At 71.5% G+C, this 18,098-nt stretch carries 19 protein-coding genes and 1 pseudogene; 12 read left to right on the forward strand and 8 right to left on the reverse strand.

Translation table 11 applies throughout. The features are described 5' to 3' along the window. Positions 1-192, forward strand: a pseudogene (locus ACFW9D_RS16965) (GNAT family N-acetyltransferase); the annotation flags it as partial. On the opposite strand, the gene ACFW9D_RS16970 reads toward ACFW9D_RS16965, so the two are convergent. Next, positions 193-798, reverse strand: a complete 606-nt coding sequence (locus ACFW9D_RS16970; protein WP_384622766.1) for a TetR/AcrR family transcriptional regulator — start codon at positions 796-798, stop codon at positions 193-195. It lies immediately after the preceding pseudogene. Between the two features lie 46 nt (positions 799-844). Here ACFW9D_RS16970 and ACFW9D_RS16975 point away from each other — a divergent pair, with 46 nt between their 5' ends. Next, positions 845-1,309, forward strand: coding sequence for an SRPBCC family protein (locus ACFW9D_RS16975; protein WP_384622769.1), 465 nt, complete (start codon positions 845-847; stop codon positions 1,307-1,309). Between the two features lie 101 nt (positions 1,310-1,410). Next, positions 1,411-2,055: a dihydrofolate reductase family protein gene (locus tag ACFW9D_RS16980; RefSeq protein WP_384622772.1), complete on the forward strand. Its 645-nt coding sequence runs from the start codon at positions 1,411-1,413 to the stop codon at positions 2,053-2,055. Between the two features lie 63 nt (positions 2,056-2,118). Here ACFW9D_RS16980 and ACFW9D_RS16985 read toward each other — a convergent pair whose 3' ends face one another. Further along, positions 2,119-2,478: an ArsR/SmtB family transcription factor gene (locus ACFW9D_RS16985; protein ID WP_384622774.1), complete on the reverse strand. Its 360-nt coding sequence runs from the start codon at positions 2,476-2,478 to the stop codon at positions 2,119-2,121. Positions 2,479-2,581: 103 nt separating this feature from the next. On the opposite strand from ACFW9D_RS16985, the gene ACFW9D_RS16990 reads away from it, so the two are divergent. Beyond that, the gene (locus ACFW9D_RS16990) at positions 2,582-3,559 is read left to right on the forward strand and encodes a zinc-binding alcohol dehydrogenase family protein (protein WP_384622776.1); all 978 of its coding nucleotides are present in this window, start codon (positions 2,582-2,584) and stop codon (positions 3,557-3,559) included. Positions 3,560-3,576: 17 nt separating this feature from the next. Further along, on the forward strand, positions 3,577-3,882 hold the full coding sequence (locus tag ACFW9D_RS16995) for a hypothetical protein (RefSeq protein ID WP_384622778.1): 306 nt from the start codon (positions 3,577-3,579) through the stop codon (positions 3,880-3,882). Here ACFW9D_RS16995 and ACFW9D_RS17000 read toward each other — a convergent pair. Beyond that, entirely contained in the window at positions 3,870-5,369 is a 1,500-nt protein-coding gene (locus ACFW9D_RS17000) for an alpha/beta hydrolase (protein ID WP_384622780.1), read from the reverse strand. The two genes, ACFW9D_RS16995 and ACFW9D_RS17000, sit on opposite strands and share 13 nt — an antisense overlap. A gap of 148 nt (positions 5,370-5,517) precedes the next feature. On the opposite strand from ACFW9D_RS17000, the gene ACFW9D_RS17005 reads away from it, so the two are divergent. From ACFW9D_RS17005 to ACFW9D_RS17020, 4 genes are all read left to right on the forward strand, one after another. After that, the gene (locus tag ACFW9D_RS17005; protein ID WP_384622782.1) at positions 5,518-5,946 is read left to right on the forward strand and encodes an OsmC family protein; all 429 of its coding nucleotides are present in this window, start codon (positions 5,518-5,520) and stop codon (positions 5,944-5,946) included. Positions 5,947-6,193: 247 nt separating this feature from the next. Then, the gene (locus ACFW9D_RS17010) at positions 6,194-7,762 is read left to right on the forward strand and encodes a flavin-containing monooxygenase (protein ID WP_384622784.1); all 1,569 of its coding nucleotides are present in this window, start codon (positions 6,194-6,196) and stop codon (positions 7,760-7,762) included. Between the two features lie 80 nt (positions 7,763-7,842). Continuing rightward, a complete protein-coding gene (locus ACFW9D_RS17015) occupies positions 7,843-8,811 on the forward strand; it encodes a diiron oxygenase (protein WP_384622785.1) in 969 nt (322 codons plus the stop codon). Positions 8,812-8,984: 173 nt separating this feature from the next. After that, complete coding sequence (locus tag ACFW9D_RS17020) at positions 8,985-10,652, forward strand: FAD-dependent oxidoreductase (RefSeq protein WP_384622787.1); 1,668 nt, start codon at positions 8,985-8,987, stop codon at positions 10,650-10,652. A gap of 47 nt (positions 10,653-10,699) precedes the next feature. Here the strand turns inward: ACFW9D_RS17020 and ACFW9D_RS17025 are convergent, their stop codons facing one another. From ACFW9D_RS17025 to ACFW9D_RS17035, 3 genes are read right to left on the reverse strand one after another with little or no spacing between them, the layout of a single operon-like run. Further along, positions 10,700-11,389 carry a TetR/AcrR family transcriptional regulator gene (locus tag ACFW9D_RS17025; RefSeq protein ID WP_384622789.1) on the reverse strand — a complete coding sequence of 230 codons (690 nt, stop codon included), beginning with the start codon at positions 11,387-11,389 and terminating at the stop codon, positions 10,700-10,702. 37 nt (positions 11,390-11,426) lie between these two features. Further along, positions 11,427-11,903, reverse strand: coding sequence for a (2Fe-2S)-binding protein (locus ACFW9D_RS17030; protein WP_384622791.1), 477 nt, complete (start codon positions 11,901-11,903; stop codon positions 11,427-11,429). Between the two features lie 9 nt (positions 11,904-11,912). Continuing rightward, positions 11,913-14,246 (reverse strand): molybdopterin cofactor-binding domain-containing protein, encoded by a 2,334-nt coding sequence (locus tag ACFW9D_RS17035; protein ID WP_384622793.1) that lies wholly within the window; start codon positions 14,244-14,246, stop codon positions 11,913-11,915. Between the two features lie 327 nt (positions 14,247-14,573). Here ACFW9D_RS17035 and ACFW9D_RS17040 point away from each other — a divergent pair, with 327 nt between their 5' ends. Next, positions 14,574-15,680 (forward strand): trypsin-like serine peptidase, encoded by a 1,107-nt coding sequence (locus tag ACFW9D_RS17040; RefSeq protein WP_384622795.1) that lies wholly within the window; start codon positions 14,574-14,576, stop codon positions 15,678-15,680. 60 nt (positions 15,681-15,740) lie between these two features. On the opposite strand, the gene ACFW9D_RS17045 is transcribed toward ACFW9D_RS17040, so the two are convergent. Beyond that, positions 15,741-16,067 (reverse strand): hypothetical protein, encoded by a 327-nt coding sequence (locus ACFW9D_RS17045; RefSeq protein ID WP_384622796.1) that lies wholly within the window; start codon positions 16,065-16,067, stop codon positions 15,741-15,743. A 95-nt stretch (positions 16,068-16,162) separates the two neighbouring features. On the opposite strand from ACFW9D_RS17045, the gene ACFW9D_RS17050 reads away from it, so the two are divergent. Next, the gene (locus ACFW9D_RS17050) at positions 16,163-16,507 is read left to right on the forward strand and encodes an antibiotic biosynthesis monooxygenase (protein WP_384622798.1); all 345 of its coding nucleotides are present in this window, start codon (positions 16,163-16,165) and stop codon (positions 16,505-16,507) included. Here the strand turns inward: ACFW9D_RS17050 and ACFW9D_RS17055 are convergent. Next, positions 16,496-17,182, reverse strand: coding sequence for an alpha/beta fold hydrolase (locus ACFW9D_RS17055; RefSeq protein WP_384622800.1), 687 nt, complete (start codon positions 17,180-17,182; stop codon positions 16,496-16,498). The two genes, ACFW9D_RS17050 and ACFW9D_RS17055, sit on opposite strands and share 12 nt — an antisense overlap. A 272-nt stretch (positions 17,183-17,454) precedes the next feature. On the opposite strand from ACFW9D_RS17055, the gene ACFW9D_RS17060 reads away from it, so the two are divergent. Next, positions 17,455-18,098: AMP-binding protein (locus ACFW9D_RS17060; RefSeq protein WP_384622802.1), on the forward strand; the 644-nt coding region annotated here is incomplete at its 3' end.

The following is an 18,098-nucleotide window of genomic DNA, read 5'->3' on the forward strand; positions in this document are numbered from 1 at the left end:
GGGCGCCCCCCCGCGGCGCGCCGGGGCGGCGGCGGGCCAGGGCCCCCCGCCGGGGCGGGGGCCCCACACGCCCTCGCCGCCGGACTGCTCCCGCAGTGGCGGGCCCGGCCGCCAGCCTCCCGACGCGTCGCCGCCGCGCTGGGCTTCGAGGAGCTCGGCTGGCAGTTGAGCGTCGAGCTCGCCGAGCCGTGATCACGCCGAGCGGCCGTAGTACATCTCCAGGAACTCCTCCATCGCCGCGTCGGCACCCTCACGGTCACCCGTGGCGAGCAGGTCGAGGAGGAGGCCGCGGACCGTGGCCAGACCCAGCCGGGCCCGACTGCGGGCCTTCGACGGGTTCGTGCCCGCGGCGATCTCGGCGGCCGTCAGGGGATCCAGCCAGTCCGTGACGAGGCCGTCCAGGATCGACGCGGCTTCGGGCCGTCCGCGCAGCGCGTACCCGTACAGCTCGAAGAAGAGGCGCTCCTGCGCGGCGAGTGCGGGATCCGTCAGCTGCCGCCACAGGTGCCGGGCGGCGTCCGCGGGGGAGAGGCCCGGGTCCGCGCGCAGGCGGGACAGCAGCTCGCGCTGGCGCCGCTCCGCCGCCCGCACGATCTCGACGAGCAACTGCTCCTTCGTGCCGAAGTAGTGGATCAGCATGCGATGACTGACCCCGATCGCATCGCCCAGTCCGCGCAGGCTCAGGTCCGTGATGCCGCGTTCCGTGACATGGGCGAGCGCGGCGTCCACCAGCTCGGCGCGCCGGCCCCCGTCCGCGCCCCGGCGCCCCGATTCCCGTACGGCATTCGTTTGTGTCACCCCACGACTGTACCGTTTGGTACATCATGCGTGTACCGTTTGGTACATGAGGGCTGTCACCGTGTCGATCGATGTTCCCCACGCGCCGGGCCGGGTCTACGACTTCCTCGACGTCATGGCGCACCACGAGCGCTTCACCGACCACTACCTGACCGACTGGCGCTGCAGCGGCCCCGAGCGGGGTACGGGTGCGCGCGCCACGGTCACCGCCGCCCTGGCCGGTGCGAAGGCCGAGGTCGCCATCGAAGTCATCGAGGCTGATCCGCCGCGGCGCATCGTCGAGCGGAACGTCAGCGCGGGCGGCCGCCGCGTGGCCCACGGCACCTACACGGTCGAACCGCTGAGCGCGGGCCGCAGCTGCATTACGTTCACGTACGCGTGGGTGCGCGCCCCGCTCGCCGACCGGCTACTGGCCCCTGTCGTGCGGGCCACGATGCGGCGTGCCAACGGGACGGCGATGCGGCGGCTGGCTGCGGAGCTGGACCGCCACGCGTCCGTCGCCGGCGCCTGAGACCCGTCCGGCGGCGTGTCGTGCGGCCGCGATGATTTCGGCGGGCCGGTCCGGTCTATCCCTGTACGGAGACGAACCGGCCGAATCCACGGGAGTACGTCATGGGCCTGATCCACCTCGAACTGTTCGCGACCCTCGACCTCGTCGCGCAGGCACCCGGCGGTCCCGACGAGGATCCGGCGGGGTTCCCGTTCGGCGGCTGGCAGGCGCCGCTGTTCGACGAGGTCGCCGGGGCACAGGTCGACGCCGCGTACGCGGGCACCGACGCACTGCTGCTCGGCCGGCGCACGTACGACATCTTCGCCTCGTACTGGCCCCACCAGAAGGGCGGCGAGGACGGTGACATCGCCGACCTGTTCAACAGCGTCCCGAAGTACGTCGCCTCGCGCGGGCGGCCCGACCTGTCCTGGGCCGGCTCCACCCAACTCGGCCCCGATCTGCCGCGGGCGGTGCGCGAGATCCGCGACCGGCACGAGAACATCAAGGTCGTCGGAAGCCTCGACCTCGTGCAGACGCTGCTGCACGAGAAGCTCTTCGACCGGATCGACCTCTGGCTGCACCCCATCGTGCTCGGCGTCGGGAAGAAGGTCTTCGACGGCGGCGAGGTGCCCACCAACGTCACGCTGCTCGGGCCCCCGGAAGCGACCCCGAAGGGTGCCGTGCACCTGCGCTACGCCCTCGCCGACGGCACGCCCGCCACGGGAGACATGTCCGCGCCCGACCGCGGGGCCGTGGACGACGCCTGACGCGCGGCGCCGTGAGTGATGCCTGGCGCCCCCTGTTCCCCGTCGTGGTCCCCCGTCGCGCGTCTACGCCTCGTCGCCGCGCAGCGTCAGAGCGAGCAGGCCGGGGAAGCGGGCGTCGAACTCGTCGCGGCGCAGCCGGTTGAACCGCCTGGGCCCCTGGTCGCGCTGCTCGACGAGCCCGGCGTCACGCAGCACGGAGAAGTGATGGCTCTTGGCCGCCCGGCCGACCGGTACGTCGAAGTCGCTGCAGCTCAGCACCCAGTCGGGATGCCCGGCCAGCTCGCGGACCAACTGGATGCGCACCGGGTCCGCGAGCGCGGACAGCGCGGCGACGAGCGGTACGTCGTCGGGATGCGTGTGCACCGGCGCCGCACGGTGGCTCGCCTGGCTCGCCTGGCTCGATCCCTCGGTCCGCTGGGCCATCCCGCGATCCTCCTCCGAAAAGCAGTGTTCGATGCTCATCGTACACTGCTACTGTTCCGAGTGTTCGCAACTCATCGAACACTCACGGAGGGCGGAAGCACCCATGCGCGCAATCGAGTTCGACCAGTACGGCGGCCCAGAGGTACTCCGGGCCGTGACGGCCGAGGCGCCCGAACCGGGCCCCGGCGAGATCACCATCGACGCCGCCTGGGCGGGGGTGAACTTCGCCGACGTCAAGGCCCGGTCCGAGGGCTACCGCGTACCGTCCCTGCCCTTCCGGCCCGGACTCGAGGTCTCCGGACGTGTCCGGGCGATCGGTGAGGGCGTCGAAGGCCTGCGCCCCGGGCAGGAAGTGGCCGCGCTCGTCGACGGCGGCGGCTACGCCGAGGTCGTCCTCGCGCAGGCGGCACGCGTCTTCCCGCTGCCCGGAGGCCTCGACCTGCGCACCGCCGCCACCCTCCCGACCGTCCTGCCCACCGCGCACGCCCTGATCCACGAGGTCGGCCGGCTCCAGCCCGGCGAGACCGTCCTCGTGCACGGCGCGGCCGGCGGCGTCGGCACGGCCGTCGGGCAGCTCGCCCGGGCGGCGGGCGCCGGCGCGGTGTACGGCGTCGCCTCCAGCGACGACAAGGCCGACTACGCCCTCAAGTACGGCTACGACGAGGTGTTCCGCCCCGGCACCTTCGAGGCGGACGTGCGCCGGGCCACCGGGGGCCGGGGCGTCGACCTGATCCTCGACCCGGTGGGCGGCGACACCCTGCGCCGGGGTCTGGACGCCCTCGCCGTCTACGGCCGCCTCGTGTCCTACGGCAACGCCGGCGGCGCCGCCCCCTGGCAGGCCGGCCAGGCCGAACTCGCCTCGCAGGGCCGTTCCGTCAGCGCCTTCTCCGTACTCAATCTGGCGCAGTCGGACCCCGAAGCCCTGCGCGCCCTCACCGAACGCGCCCTGCGTGCCGCCCTCGACGGCACGGTCACCCTCCCCGTCACCGCTGAGCATCCGCTGTCGGAGGCGTCCCGCGCCCACGAACTCCTCGGCGGGCGCACCTCCACCGGCAAACTGCTCCTGCGCATCGCCGACTGATCTGGAGCCGAACACCGATGGACCTGTCCTCCCGCGAGATCCGCCTGCCGCTCGGAGAGGTCGTCGCGATGCTGCGGGACCTGAACGAGTTCGTCGTCTCCCTGGACCGGCTCGGCTCCCGGCAGGCGGCGGGCACGGCCGACGACGCCACGGTCGGCGCCTTCGTCGCCGACTGGGACGTAGCCCGCCGCCTGGCCCGTGCCCGCCGGACCATCGGCGTCGCACTGGACGAGCAGCTGACCGAGGAGGAGAACGCCGCGATCGACGAACTGTGCGAGCGCGGCCGCTTCTACGGCGACGAGCCGCGCGGTCAGCGGCAATAGGTGTCGGTGGCGGGGCGGACGCCTGTGGCGAGGAAGCGGGAGACCGTCGCGTCGCCGCACGCGTTGCCGTTGTCGAGGTACGCGTCGTGGCCGGTGGAGTCGACCGTCACCATGACCGCCCGTCGGCCGAGCGCCTCGCGCAGCTTCCTGGCGCCGCTCAGCGGAGTCGCGACATCGCGCTCGTTCTGGACGAGCAGGACGTTGGACGGGCCCCGGTCGGTGACGGTCACCGGCGGCTCCTGTGCCTTGTACGGCCAGGCCGCGCAGACCATCGCGTTGCGGGGCATGCCGGCGGTGAGGGGGAACTCGGCCCGGCTCTGGGTGACGCCCTCCTGGTAGAGGGCCGTCGAGGTCGGCCAGGCGATGTCGTTGCAGAGGGTGCCGGCGCCCACGGCGGCGACGTTCTGCAGGACGGCCTCCGGCGGTGCGGGCGGCGCGGGCGGCAGGGTGCCCTGCTCGGCGGCGAGCATCAGATCGGCCAGTACGGGGAAGTCGTCGGGGTCGTAGAGGCTGTCGAGCATGGTCTGGCGCAGGACGTTGCCGTTGAGCTCGGGCGGATTGGCGCCGGGCCAGGGGAGCGGCTCCTTGTCGAGCCGGGCGGCCAGGCGCAGGAAGCGGGCACGCACCTCCTCGGGCGTGTCGGCGACGCGGTGCGGATTGCCGGGCGCCGCGGCCCAGCGGGCGAACACGGGGAAGGTGTCCTCCACGCCCCGCTCGTGACCGGCGAGCCAGGCCCGCGACACCTTGGCCGGGTCGGGGTCGTCGTTGCTGTCGAGCACGAAGCGGTCGGTGCGCTGCGGGAAGAGTTGGGCGTAGACCGCGCCGACGTACGTTCCGTAGGACACGCCCCACGCCGAGATGCGCCGCTCGCCGAGCGCCGCGCGGAGACGGTCGAGGTCGCGGGCCTCGTTGCGGGTGCTGATGTGCTTGATGAGCTCGCCGCCGTTGGCCGCGCAGGCGTCCGCCATCCGCCGGGCGGTGTCCATGTTGCCGTCGACCGAACCGTCGGCGGCGGGCCACGGGCGCAGCTTGGACAGGGCCAGGTCGCCGTGCTCCAGTCCGCAGTCGACCGAGGTCGAGGGGGCGAGACCGCGCGGCGCGAAGCCGATGAGGTCGTAGGCGTCCCGCACGGACTGCGGCAGCTTCTGGCCCTTGCCGGACGGATCGTTGAGGCTCGACCCGCCCGGGCCGCCGGGAACGAGGAACAGCGCGCCGCGCCGGGCGCCGGCGTTCTCGCTGCGGATGCGTGAGACGGCGATGCCGATCTGCTCGCCGTCCGGGTCGGCGTAGTTCATGGGGACGCGCAGGGTGGCGCACTCCTGACGCGGGTCGACGGTGGTGCCCGCGCACTTCTTCCAGTCCAGGGCCTGGGCCCCCGGGGCGGAAGGGGAGGCGGACGCCGCGGTGGTGAGCGGCGGGAGGGCCGCGAGAGCGAGGGCGGTGGCGGTGGCGGCCAGGAGGGCGGGGTTTCTCTTCATCGGAGTCATGCGAGGAGCCTCGCGCACGCAGGACTGCGCACCCATCCAGCCAACTGCCGTACCGGTGCGGGGGATTACCCCCGGCCGGGCCTTCCGGGCTGTTCAGCGGCCGTGCGCCTCACGCGGCGCGCCCCGGGCGGCGGCTACCGTCGGGGTCATGACTGCTGACTCCCTGCGCTCCGTGACTGTCGAGCGCACCGCCCCCAACCGGTTCACCGCGACGAACGTCCGCGGTGGAACGGTGAGCTTCGAGACCGGGGACGGCGCCGCCTTCACGCCCGTCGAGCTGTTCCTCGCCGCGATCGGCGGCTGCACCGCCGCCGACGTCGACGTCGCCACCACCCGGCACGCCGAGCCCGGCACCTTCTCCGTCACCGTGACCGGGAACAAGGTCGCCGACGAGGACGGCAACCGCATGACCGACCTGAAGGTGACCTTCGCCGTTGCGTTCCCCGAGGGGGAGGGCGCCGACCGGGCGCGGGCGATCCTGCCCCGCGCCGTGAAGACCTCGCACGACCGGCTGTGCACGGTCAGCCGCACCGTGGAGGCGGGCACACCGGTCGCCATCGAGGTGACCGGCGCCTGACCCTGCTGACCTGCGGCATCAAGGCCCCGACGGCAGTCGGGGCCTTTTGTGTGCCTCCCCGGAACCACTCGTTCTCTGTGACCCACCTCACATTACCGGCGGTATCTGAAACAGGGTGTCGCAGGTAAATTGCGGGTACCGCACAGGTGGAACCTCGAGTCTGAGTAACCGTCAGCGCCCCGAGCGGCGTGACCCCCTCCGTCCCTGACTCCCAGGGGCTCACGAACGAGAGTGAGGACCCTCCGCGATGGAGCAGCAGCACGTCGACGTCCTGGTCATCGGCGCAGGAATATCCGGCATCAGCGCCGCGCGCCACGTCCTGCGGGACAACCCCCGCGCCTCGCTCGTCGTGCTCGAGCGCCGCGCCCGGGTCGGCGGCACCTGGGACCTGTTCCGGTACCCCGGCATCCGCTCCGACTCCGACATGCCCACCTTCGGCTTCGGCTTCCGGCCCTGGACCGACGCACGCATCCTCGCGGGCGGCGCACAGATCCGGCAGTACGTCGAGGACGCCGCGGCCGACGGCGGCATCCTGGACCGCGTCCGCTTCGGCCGCCGCGCCCTCAGCGCCGACTTCTCGCACGACACCGGCCGCTGGACCGTCGAGGTCGAGGACGAGAGCACCGGCGAGCGCGAGACGTACAGCGCCGGCTACCTCGTCGGCGCGACCGGCTACTACGACTACGACAAGCCCTACCGCCCCGAGTTCCCCGGCGAGGGCGACTTCCGGGGCACCATGGTCCACCCCCAGCACTGGCCCGAGGACCTCGACCACAGCGGCAAGCGCGTCGTCGTCATCGGCTCCGGCGCCACCGCCATCACCCTCCTCCCGGCCATGGCCGGTGAGGCCGAGCACGTCACCATGCTGCAGCGCTCGCCCACGTACATCCTCGCGCTGCCCGAGGTCGACCCGCTCACCTCCGTGCTCCAGAAGCTGCGCGCTCCCGCCCGGCTCGTCCACAAGATCGTGCGGGCCCGCAACGTGGCGCTGCAGCGGGGGAGTTACGCCTTCTGCCGCAAGTACCCGCGCCTCGCCCGCAAGGTGCTCCTCGGGCTCGTCCGCGCCCAGGCCGGCAAGGGCGTCGACATGAAGCACTTCAGCCCCCGCTACAAGCCCTGGGACCAGCGCCTGTGCGTCGTCCCCGGCGGCGACCTGTTCAAGGTGCTCAAGAGCGGCAAGGCGTCCGTCGCCACCGACCACATCGACACCTTCACCCCCGACGGCATCCGCCTGAAGTCCGGCGAGGAACTGAAGGCGGACATCGTCGTCACCGCCACCGGACTGAGCGTCCGTCTGATGGGCGGCATGGAGCTCACGGTCGACGGCCGCCCCGTCGACGTCACCAACCGGGTCCTCTACAAGGCCGTCCTGCTCGAGGGCGTGCCCAACATGTCCCTCGTCATCGGTTACACGAACGCGTCCTGGACCCTGAAGGCGGACCTCGCGGCCGACTACACGGCCCGCCTCCTCGCCCACATGCGGCGCCACGGACACGACATCGCCACCCCCGTCGCGAGCGACGGCGACCGCTCCGACTTCTCCGTCATGGGCGAGGCCCTCACCTCCGGCTACATCGCCCGCGCCGACCAGGTCATGCCCCGCCAGGGCACCCGCGACCCGTGGCGCCTGTGGAACAACTACTACCGCGACCGCGCCATGCTCCGCGACGCCCCCATCGACGACAGCCCCCTGCGTTTCGACAAGGCGGGCTCCACGGCCGCCGACGACAAGGTCGCTGACGACAAGGCCGCCGACGACAAGGCCGCGACCGCCGAGGCGTCCGGCGTCGTCCAGGAGCCCACCCGCGCCGCCTGACGACCGGCACCGCACGTCCGCAGCACCGCCCCACCGCCCCATCGAGCCGCACCCCTCCGAGCCGACGATCGAGGACGAAGATGACCGCGAACCTGACCAGGAAGGTCTACGACGAGCGCCTGCGGACCCTGTCCGAGGGCTCCGTCAATGTCAACTTCAACGCCTTCAAAGACATCAAGTGGGACGACCCCGAGTTCGCCGTCGACCCCCAGGACCCCCGCTGGGTCCTGACCTCCGCGGACGCCCTGGGCGCCCACCCCTGGTACAAGGAGCAGTCCCTCGAGACGCAGATCCGCATCGGCATCTGGCGCTGGGCGGTGATCGCCAAGGTGGGCATGCAGTTCGAGAACATCCTCATGCGCGGCGCGCTGGACTACCTCTACGAACTGAGCAACCAGAACCTCGAGTTCAGGTACCTCACCCACGAGATCACCGAAGAGACCCACCACACCCAGATGTTCCAGGAGCTGGTCAACCGCACCGGCGTCGACACCGCCGGCGGCAAGCGCTGGTTCCGCAAGGTCAGCCGCTTCCTGCCGCTCGCCGGCTCCCTCTACCCCGAGGCCTTCTTCACCGGCATCCTCGCCGGCGAGGAGCCCATCGACCACCTCCAGAAGGCCGCCCTGCGCAGCGGCGAACCGGTCCACCCCCTCCCGCAGCGGATCATGCAGATCCACATCGCCGAGGAAGCCCGGCACATCTCCTTCGCCCACGAGTTCCTGCGCCTGCGCGTCCCCCGCTTCGGCAAGGCCCGCCGCGGCGCCCTGTCCGTCCTCTTCCCGCTCATCATGCGCATCCTGTGCGACGTCATCATGATCCCGGACCGCAAGGACGCCGCCCGGGTCGGCATCCCCGACTGGGTCGTCAAGGACGTCTTCTGGAAGTCCGAGGCCGGCGAGAAGATGCTCCACGACCTCTTCTCCGACGTGCGCATGCTCGCCGAGGACCTCGGTCTCATGAACAAGGTGTCCCGCCCCGTGTGGCGCGCCCTGCGCATCGACGGCCGCCCCGCCCGCTTCCGCGGCGAGCCGGCCCCGCTCACCGACTGAAGCCCCGGCTCACCGTCTGAAGCCCCGGCTCACCGTCTGAAGCACCCGCTCACCGTCTGAAGCCACGCTCACCGTCTGAAGCCACGCTCACCGAGTGAAGCCCCGCTCGCCGACCGACGCTGCGCGAGACCGCACCACCCTTCGCTGAACGCCCGAACGGAGACCAGCCCGCCGTGCCGTACGTCGTCACCCGATCCTGCTGCGCCGACGCCTCCTGCGTGCTGGCCTGCCCGGTCAACTGCATCCACCCCGCCCCCGGCGAGCCCGGCTTCGCCACCGCCGAGATGCTCTACGTCGACCCGCGCACCTGCGTCGACTGCGGCGCCTGCACCAGCGCCTGTCCCGTCGACGCCCTCAAGCCCCACACCGCGCTCGGCGACGCGGAGCTCCCATTCCTCCAGCTCAACGCCGACTACTACAAGACCAACCCGCACGACGACCGCACCCCCATGTACGTCGTGCCCAGGCAACGCACGCTGCCCGCAGGCGAGTTGAAGGTCGCCGTCGTCGGCGCCGGTCCCGCCGGACTCTTCGCGGCCGACGAACTGCTGCGCCACCCGGGCGTCAGCGTCACCGTCCACGACCGGCTCCCCACCCCGTACGGACTCGCGCGCGCCGGGGTCGCCCCCGACCACCAGGACACCAAGCAGGTCACCCGCCTGTTCAGGACCATCGAGTCACAGCCCGGATTCAGCTACCGCCTGGGCGTCGAGATCGGCACCGACCTCACCCACACCGACCTGCTGCGCGAACACCACGCCGTCATCTACGCCGTCGGCGCCGCCACCGACAAGCGCCTCGGCATCGAGGGCGAGGACCTGCCCGGCAGTGTCTCCGCCACCGACTTCGTCGCCTGGTACAACGGCCACCCCGACCGCGCCCACGACGACCACCGCCTCGACACCGAGCGCGCCGTCGTCATCGGCAACGGCAACGTCGCCCTCGACGTCGCCCGCATCCTCACCGCCGACCCCGACACCCTCGCCCGCACCGACATATCGGACCGAGCGCTCGCCGCGCTGCGCACCAGCAAGATCCGTGAGGTCGTCCTCCTCGGCCGTCGGGGCCCCGCCCAGGCCGCGTTCACCGTCCCAGAGCTGCTCGCCCTGTCCGCGCTGAAGGACGTCGACGTCACCGTCGAGGGCTGGCCCGAGGGCCTGGACGCCGACGCCTCCGACGCTTCCGAAGCCTCCGACGTCAACGCCTCCGACGCCTCCGAGGCCTCTGACGCCAACGAGAAGACCCGCCTGCTCGCCGGGCTGGCCGCCCGCACCCCGTCCGAGGGCCGGCGCCGCATCGTGCTCCGCTTCCTCGCCGCCCCGGCCCGCCTCAGCGGCGACAGCCGCGTAGAAGCCCTGGAGATCACCCCCACTACCCTGCACACCGACGAGGACGGCACCGTACGCGCCGTCGCCTCCGGCGACACCGAGACCCTGGAGACCGGCCTGGTCCTGCGCTCCGTCGGCTACCGCGCCCGGCCCGTCCCCGGCCTGCCCTTCGACGCGGCCACCGCGACCGTCCCGCACGAGGCCGGACGCGTCGAGCCCGGCGTCTACGTCGCCGGCTGGATCAAGCGCGGCCCCACCGGCTTCATCGGCACGAACAAGACCTGCGCCCACGAGACCGTCGAATCCCTCCTCGACGACTTCGCCCACGGTCGCCTCACCCGCCCCGTGTCCGCCGTCGACGTGGCGCCCCACGCCCTCGGCCTGAAGGACTGGCACGCCATCGACCAGGCGGAACGCGCCGAGGGCGAGGCCCAGGGCCGCCCCCGCGTGAAGTTCACCGACACGGAGTCCCTGCACCGCGCGGCGAAGAACACCCCGGCCGTCACGGCCTGACCCCGAGCTGAACGTGACGCCCTCCCCGCCCCGGGGAGGGCGCTCGCTCAGGCGCCTTCCAGGTCCGCCACCCGGTCGTTAAGCGACAGCACGACACCGTAACCGCGCAGCGTCGCGTCGAGCACCGCCCACACCGACCGGCAGAGCATCTCGCGCAGCTCCTCCTCCGACAGCTCGCGCTCGGGGTCACGCATCCACTGGTTCACAGTGCTGTCCACGAATCCCACGATCCCGATGGCGACCGACCGGATCGGTGCCTCCTTGACCCCGAGCGCCTTGAGCACGTCCCCGAAGCGGTCGCTCAGCATCATCGCGATCGCCGTCTTGGTGTCGGCCACCAGCGAGCCGTCACCCATCGCGTGGTCCGCCACACCCATGTAGGCGTAGAGCCGCGGATGCTGCGCCACCCAGTCCAGATGCGCGCCCACGACACGGCGCACGGACTCCTCGACCGTCCCGTCGAACGTGAGCGTCGGCTCCATCCGCTTCACGAACGACTCGACCACGCGCCGCCGGATCAGCTCGTCCAGCGACGCACGGTCCTTGAAGTGCCGGTAGAGCACGGACCTGGGCAGGCCCACGCGCTCCGCGAGCCGCTGCACACGGAACTGCGCGCCCTCCTCCTCGATGAGCGCGACCGCCGCGTCCACCAACTCGACCTGACGCTGCGCCTTGTGCTCGTCCCAGCGGGTGGAGCGTCCGTCGATCTGCGGCTCACCGCCGGTTCTTTGCGCCATCCCCCCAGGATATCGGCCGTCCGAACACATACGCGCCTCACATGTGCTGTGCGCCTGCCTTGATCGCTTCGCGGATGCGGTGGTAGGTGCCGCAGCGGCAGATGTTGCGGATCTCGTCGAGGTCCGTGTCGGTGATCTCGTGGCCCGCTTCCCGGGCCTGCTTGACCTTGGCGACGGCGGCCATGATCTGTCCGGGCTGGCAGTAGCCGCACTGGGCGACGTCGTACTCGAGCCAGGCTTCCTGCATGGGGTGCAGGTCGGTGTCGACGGTGTCGGCGAGGCCCTCGATGGTGGTGATCTCGTCGTCCGGGGCGATGTCCTTGATCTGGACGGAGCAGGGGTTGAAGGCTTTGCCGTTGACGTGGGAGGTGCAGGCCTTGCAGACGTTGATGCCGCAGCCGTATTTCGGGCCGGTGACGCCGAGGACGTCGCGCAGGACCCACAGCAGCCGGACGCTGTCGTCGACGTCGACGGTGACGGGCTTGCCGTTGAGGATGAAGGTGTGGGTGCTCACGGGGGCTCCTCAGAAGGTGTGGCTCAGGCCGTCGGTCGGCGACGCGGGGACGGGCGGGACGAACGGCTTGACCTCGAAGTCGACGGTGCCGTGGTTGACCGGGAAACGGGTCGGGACGGTGCCGGTGGCTCGTGCGTAGGCGCACGCGACGGCCGCGACGGACGCGGCCACGCCCGCCTCGCCGGCGCCGCCGGGCTGCCCGGAGTCCGAGGGCATGACGACGCACTGGAAGTCGGTGGGGACGTTCCACTGCCGGGTGTAGAAGTAGTTGTCCCAGCTGGCCTCGAGGAAGTGGCCGTCGCGCAGGTGCAGGCTGCTGGTCAGCGCGAGCGCGATACCGTCCGAGACGCCGCCCATCATCTGCGCCTCGAGCCCCTTGGGGTTGATGACGAGTCCGGCGTCGACGGCGATGACTGCCTTGGTGACGCGCGGCCCGGTCACGGCGTTGGGGACCTTGCGGTTCACGGTCTCGGGCCGGCAGTCGATCTCTACGAGGACGGCAGTGGCGCCCTTGTACTCGCTGTGGATCGCGATGCCCTGCGCGGTCCCGGCGGGCATGGTCCTTCCCCAGTCGCCGACCTCGGCGACCTTCTTCAGCGCGGCCTTCACTCGCTCGTTCTTGAGGAAGGCGAGGCGGAATGCGAGGGGGTCCTTGCCGAGCTTCTTCGCGAGCTGGTCGACGACGAGTTCGTTGGCGCAGGCGACGTCGGGGGAGTAGATGTTGCGCATGCTGCCCGTGTTGAACCGGGCGTCGGTCTCGCTGAGCAGCTGCGTGACGACACCGAAGTTGTACGGCAGCTCCTGGGTCAGCGTGAAGATCGTCTCCGAGAAGGCCAGCCCGCCGAGCCCGGTCGGGAGACGGTCGGCCGTCGCTGTGATCATCTCGCCCAGTCCGTGACTGAAGTCGGTCACCACACTGGTGTGGCGCTGCTCGAAGGTGAGGACCTGCCCGGCCAGATAGGTGGCCCGGATGCGGGAGGTGGCCATGGGATGCACGCGGCCCTGTCGGGGTTCGTCGGCGCGGTGCCACATCAGCTTGACCGGCTTGCCCATCGCCTTGGAGACCTTGGCCGCCTCGATCGCGGCGTCGCCGAACAGTTTGTGCCCGAAGGAGCCGCCGCCGGTGACCACATGCACCTTCACCGCGCCCATCGGCAGACCGACGGCCTTCGCGATGTCGCCCTGCGCGACGATCGGTGACTTCAGGCCCGCCCACACCGTCGCCTTGTCGGAGCGGACGTCGGCGATCGCGCAGTTCGGCTCCAGGGCGGCGCTGCTGCGGAACATGAAGGTGAAGTCCGCCTCCACCGTCTTCGCCAGCAGCGGGATGTCCGGCACGGCCAGGGGGAGTTCGGCCTTCCGCAGCCGGGCGAGGATCGTCTCGTCGGACTCGCCCTCCACCGAACCGGCCGCCCACTCCACGTCCAGCGCGCGCACGGCGTCGATGCACTGCCCGAACGTCTTCGCGCGCACCGCGACTCCGGTGTCGACCACAGCCACGTCGGTGACACCTGGCAGCGCGAGGACCGCCGCCTCGTTGCGCACGGACTTGGGGGATCCGTTGAGTGTGGGTGGGCGGCAGACCATGGTGGGCAGGGCGTCCGGCACCTGGAGGTCCATCGCGTACTTCTTCTGCCCGGTGACCGCGAGACGGGCGTCGTCACGCCCGTGCGGCTTGCCGATCACCGAGAACTCCGAGGACGGCTTGAGCTCGGCCTCGACCACCTTGACGGTGCTGCTGGCGGCCTTCACCGCCAGGTCCCCGTACGACACCGACGATCCGTCCGGTGCCGAGATCACCCCGGCCTTCGACTCCAGCAGGTCGACCACCGAGCCGAGCTCGATCGCCGCCGCCTCCAGGAGCGCCTTGCGGGCGATCGCCGCGGCCACGCGGACCGGCGTGAACATCGACACCGTGGTGTTCGAGCCGCCGGTCAGCTGGTTGAGCAGCAGTTCGGGGCGTGCCGGCGCCAAGGTCACCCGGACCTTGTCGACGGGCAGGTCGAGCTCCTCCGCGATGATCATCGCCGTCGAGGTCGTGATGCCCTGCCCGACCTCCATCCGTGGCAGCTCGAACGACGCCGTGCCGTCCTCGTGCAGCACGATCCTGATCAGCGCCGACGTGGGCCGCGCGGCATCGGTCTGCATGTCCTCCAGGTCGTAGAGCTCAGGAATCTGCGGCAGCGAGGGCACGGCCGCCTGGGCCGGTGTGCTCAGTGTCAGGTCGGCGCCCACCGCGAGGGTCGCTCCGGCCAACACGTACCCGAGAAACGCGCGGCGCCCGAGCTGCGCGCGCTCACCGCGTCCACGAGTGTGAGCACCCCTGGAAGGGACATCGGTCATCGAGTGTTTCCTCTCTGCTTCCGGTCACGTCCGCAACTGCTCCGGCCGTCCGGGCCTCACGAGGTGTGCGGGGGTCCATCATGCTTGATCCGTGCATGGCGAGCGGAACTTCCGGTTTCCGGACGCGGGCAGACTCCGCGTCAGTTATGGGCAGCGCAACGATAGTTGGGCCGAACCCGGGTGAAGTACGCCCGTTCGGTGACGCGTTCACGACTTCGCCGCGTACCCGGGTCTTTCCACACGCGCGCTTCACGGCGCCTCCGTATCGGCGTGCTTCACTCTCGGCTCAAGATCAACATCTCTACCGGATCACAGAATGGGCCGACCGTGAACATACGCACGTCCCGACGGGCAGCAGCCGCCCTGCTGTCCCTCGCGCTCCTCCCCGCCACCCTCGCCGGCGCCACCGTCGCGCAGGCGCGGACGCCGTCCCCCGAGCCGAAGGTGACGGTCGGCGAGCAGACCACCGACCCGCAGAAGGTGCGGGACTTCTGGACCGCCGAGCGCGTTCAGGAGGCCCTGGCCAACGAGAAGAAGGACCAGGCCGCCTTCGACCGCAAGTCCACGGCCGCGACCGGCGAGAGCCGGCGCAGACCCGTCGAGCAGATCCGCCCGGCGCAGTCCGCGCCCGCGGTCTCCGGCAGGACCATCGCGCCGCTCGCCGCCGGCTCGGTCGTGCCGGAGATGCCGTACGCCCAGCCGGTCCCGTTCCCGCAGTCCCAGCCCGCCGTCATGGTCGGGAAGATCCTGTTCACCGCGAAGGACGGCACGACGCACGGCTGCACCGGCTCGTCCATCGTCACCGCCAACAAGAACACGGTGTGGACCGCCGGTCACTGCGTCCACCCCGGTGACGGCTCGGGCGCCGAGGGCTTCTACAACGACATCGTCTTCATCCCCGGCTTCAAGAAGAACGACCAGGCGCCCGAGGGCTACGACGCCCCGTGGGGCGAGTGGGCCGCCAGGGCGAAGGTCGCGCCGACCGCGTGGACCGCGGACGGCGACATGTTCTGGGGCGACATGGCGGCCTTCACGGTCGTCCCGCCGGCCGGCTACACGAACCTGACCGACACCCTCGGTGCCTTCGGCTACAAGTTCGGCTCCGGCCCCGACTGGTCGGACATCATCGACGCCGGCTTCCCCGGCGACGGCTACCAGCGCACCGACATGGACGGCTTCACGCAGTTCTACTGCACCGGCAACGCGCAGGACGCCACCCCGTTCTTCCCCGTGGACGACCGGCTGGAGGTCGACTGCGACATGGGCCACGGCGCCTCGGGCGGTCCGATGTCCACGCCTGAGGGCCAGATCGTCGGCGCCAACTCGCACGGCGAGGAGGACAGCGCGGGCAACATCTCCTCGGCCCTGCTGTACAGCTCGGCACACGCCGACAACGCCATCGACGTGATCAACCAGATCGGCACGCTCAGCTAGCGGCCACCGCAAGGGGGCGGGTACCGGGCGAACTCCGCCCCGGTGCCCGCCCCTTCGGTGTCAGCGGTCGGGTCCCGCGAACTCGGGATCGAGCGCCGCACCCGTCGGCGGCGGACCCGCGTTGGCCCGCCTCTGGCTCACGTACGCGGTCCTGATCTCATCGGTCGACATCTTCTGCCAGCCCTCCGGAAGCTTCAGCCCGGCCTCGGCGCGCTCCTGCTCCCACTTCGCGACCAACGCCTGCCGTGTGCGCGGCATTTCGTCGGCCGGCGGCCTGGGGCTGACCGTGACGCCCGACGTCACTTCCCCGAGGGCGGACACGGTCACCGCGGCCCCGGCCCCCAGCACGAACGCCGCCGCCACGCCCCACCACGCCCTGCGCCCCATCCCACACCCCTGCTTCGCACCCGTCCGACGATGATCAAGGAGCGTACCCGTACGCGAAACTGGTCAGGGACCGCGCCGGACGCCAGGATCGGGTCATGACACCGGCACCGGGTCACCCCCGGATCGCGGACGACGACGCGGCGACGATCGTGAGAGTGAGTGAGGCCCGCGTGCGGCCCGAACGCTTCGACGCCTTCCACGACTTCATCGTCGCCGCGGTGCGCGAGTTCCCCCGCCGTCACGCCGGACTGCTCTCCCACGAGGTTCTCGTCGCGCCGCCCCACTCACTGCTGTACGTCAGTTACTGGCGCAGCGAGGCGGACCTCGTGGCCTACGCGGGGGAGGGCTGGCGCGACCAGCCCGTGGTCCTGCCGGGGGAGGACGCGTACCTCCTCGCGCCGCTCCAGGTACGGCACTTCACCCGCATCTCACCGATCTGACCGACCGCCGGTCAGCATCCGGGCCAGTTCGACGGGACGGCTGAGGGCGACGGCGTGGCTCGCGGCGATCTCCTCCGGCACCACCCCGAGACGCTCCCGCACGACCCTGCGCAGGAAATCGGGCGGGAAGAAGCGGTCCTCGGTGCACAGCACGTACCGGGTCGGCACGTCCGGCCACGCCTCCAGCGGCCATGGCTGCGCCGAGGCGGCGGCCGAGGGGTGTGCCCGCTCCTTGCTCATCGCCTCGTCCGCGAGGGCGCGCGGCACGTCGTGGTAGAACGCGGCGTACGGGTCGTCGCTCCCGGTCAGGCCGCCGTCCCGCGCGGCCTGACGCCGCACCGCCTCGGTGTACCCGGTTCTGCTCCACCACTCGTCCGGCGACTCACCTGGCGCGGGGACCATCCCGGCGACCAGCACCAACTCGTCGACCGGGCGGCGCACGGCCACCAGGGGAGCGGTGAACGCGCCGAACGACTGCCCCACGACCACGAGCCCCCGCCGGTCGCCGACCGCCTCGACCACGGCGTCGGCGTAGTCGTCGAGGGTCAGCGCGTCGTCGTCGGCCGGAAGATCCGGAGCCACGACGTCGTGCCCGCGCGCCCGGAGCTCGGCCCCGACCAGATGCCAGTACCAGCCGACGTCCCCGGCTCCGTGGATCAGGACGTAGGTGCTCATGGCGTGCCTCCTCGCATTCGGTCGGGTGTTCGTCGATGTCCGGGGTCGACGATCGTGGCCCTCTCTTCGTCGAGATCGTCGCAGGTGTCGAGGCCGGCACGGCGGTCACGAGGCACGGAGGGGCGCGCGGAGGCACGTAGGTGCACGTATGCGGCCGACCGGCATACGTATCTGTCCTCCGGGGGCTACCGATCTTGCGTATCTCCCCATGTCAGGGCGCGTTCAGCAGGGCGGAACCCGGACCGTACGCCCCTCGACGAAAGTGATCCGACGTGAGCAACCTGGTCGTCGCCCTGGTGGAAGCAGCCGAACGGCACCCGCAGCGCGTGGCGGTGCGCGGGGACGGGAACGCCCTCACCTACGCCGAACTGGACGAGTTCAGCGCCAGGGCGGCCGGCGGAATGCGGGCCCACGGCGTACGCCCCGGCGACCGGGTCGGGCTGCGGCTGCCCTACGCCCCGGTCTACGCGGTGCTCTACTTCGGCGCGCTGCGCGCCGGAGCGATCGCCGTGCCGATGTACCCGAGCGTGCCGAAGGCCTCGGCGCAGACCCGCGCCGACACGGGTGGCGCCCGGCTCGTGTTCACCACGCCCGACGAGGCGGCCGCACGCCACGCCCGCGCGAGCGACACGACGCTCGTGCAGGTCGGCCCCGACTTTCTCGACCAAGTCGGCTTCTGGCCACAGCACTTCCACGTCGTCAGTCGCGCCGATCACGACCCCGCGGTCCTGATCGGTGCGGGAGGCGCGTCGGAGGACGCCGTGGACATGGCACTCAGCCACAGCACGCTCCGGCACGCCTCCCGCACCACCGGGGCGCTGACCGACGACACCGCCCCTGCCGCGGGCCGGGTCTGCGCGCGTGCCGCGGGGGGGCGGGCCGCGGGGATTGTAGGGGGGGCCGGTAGTACCGCAGC

It is taken from the genome of Streptomyces sp. NPDC059524 (genome assembly GCF_042749255.1).
Classification (GTDB): Bacteria; Actinomycetota; Actinomycetes; order Streptomycetales; family Streptomycetaceae; genus Streptomyces; species Streptomyces xanthii.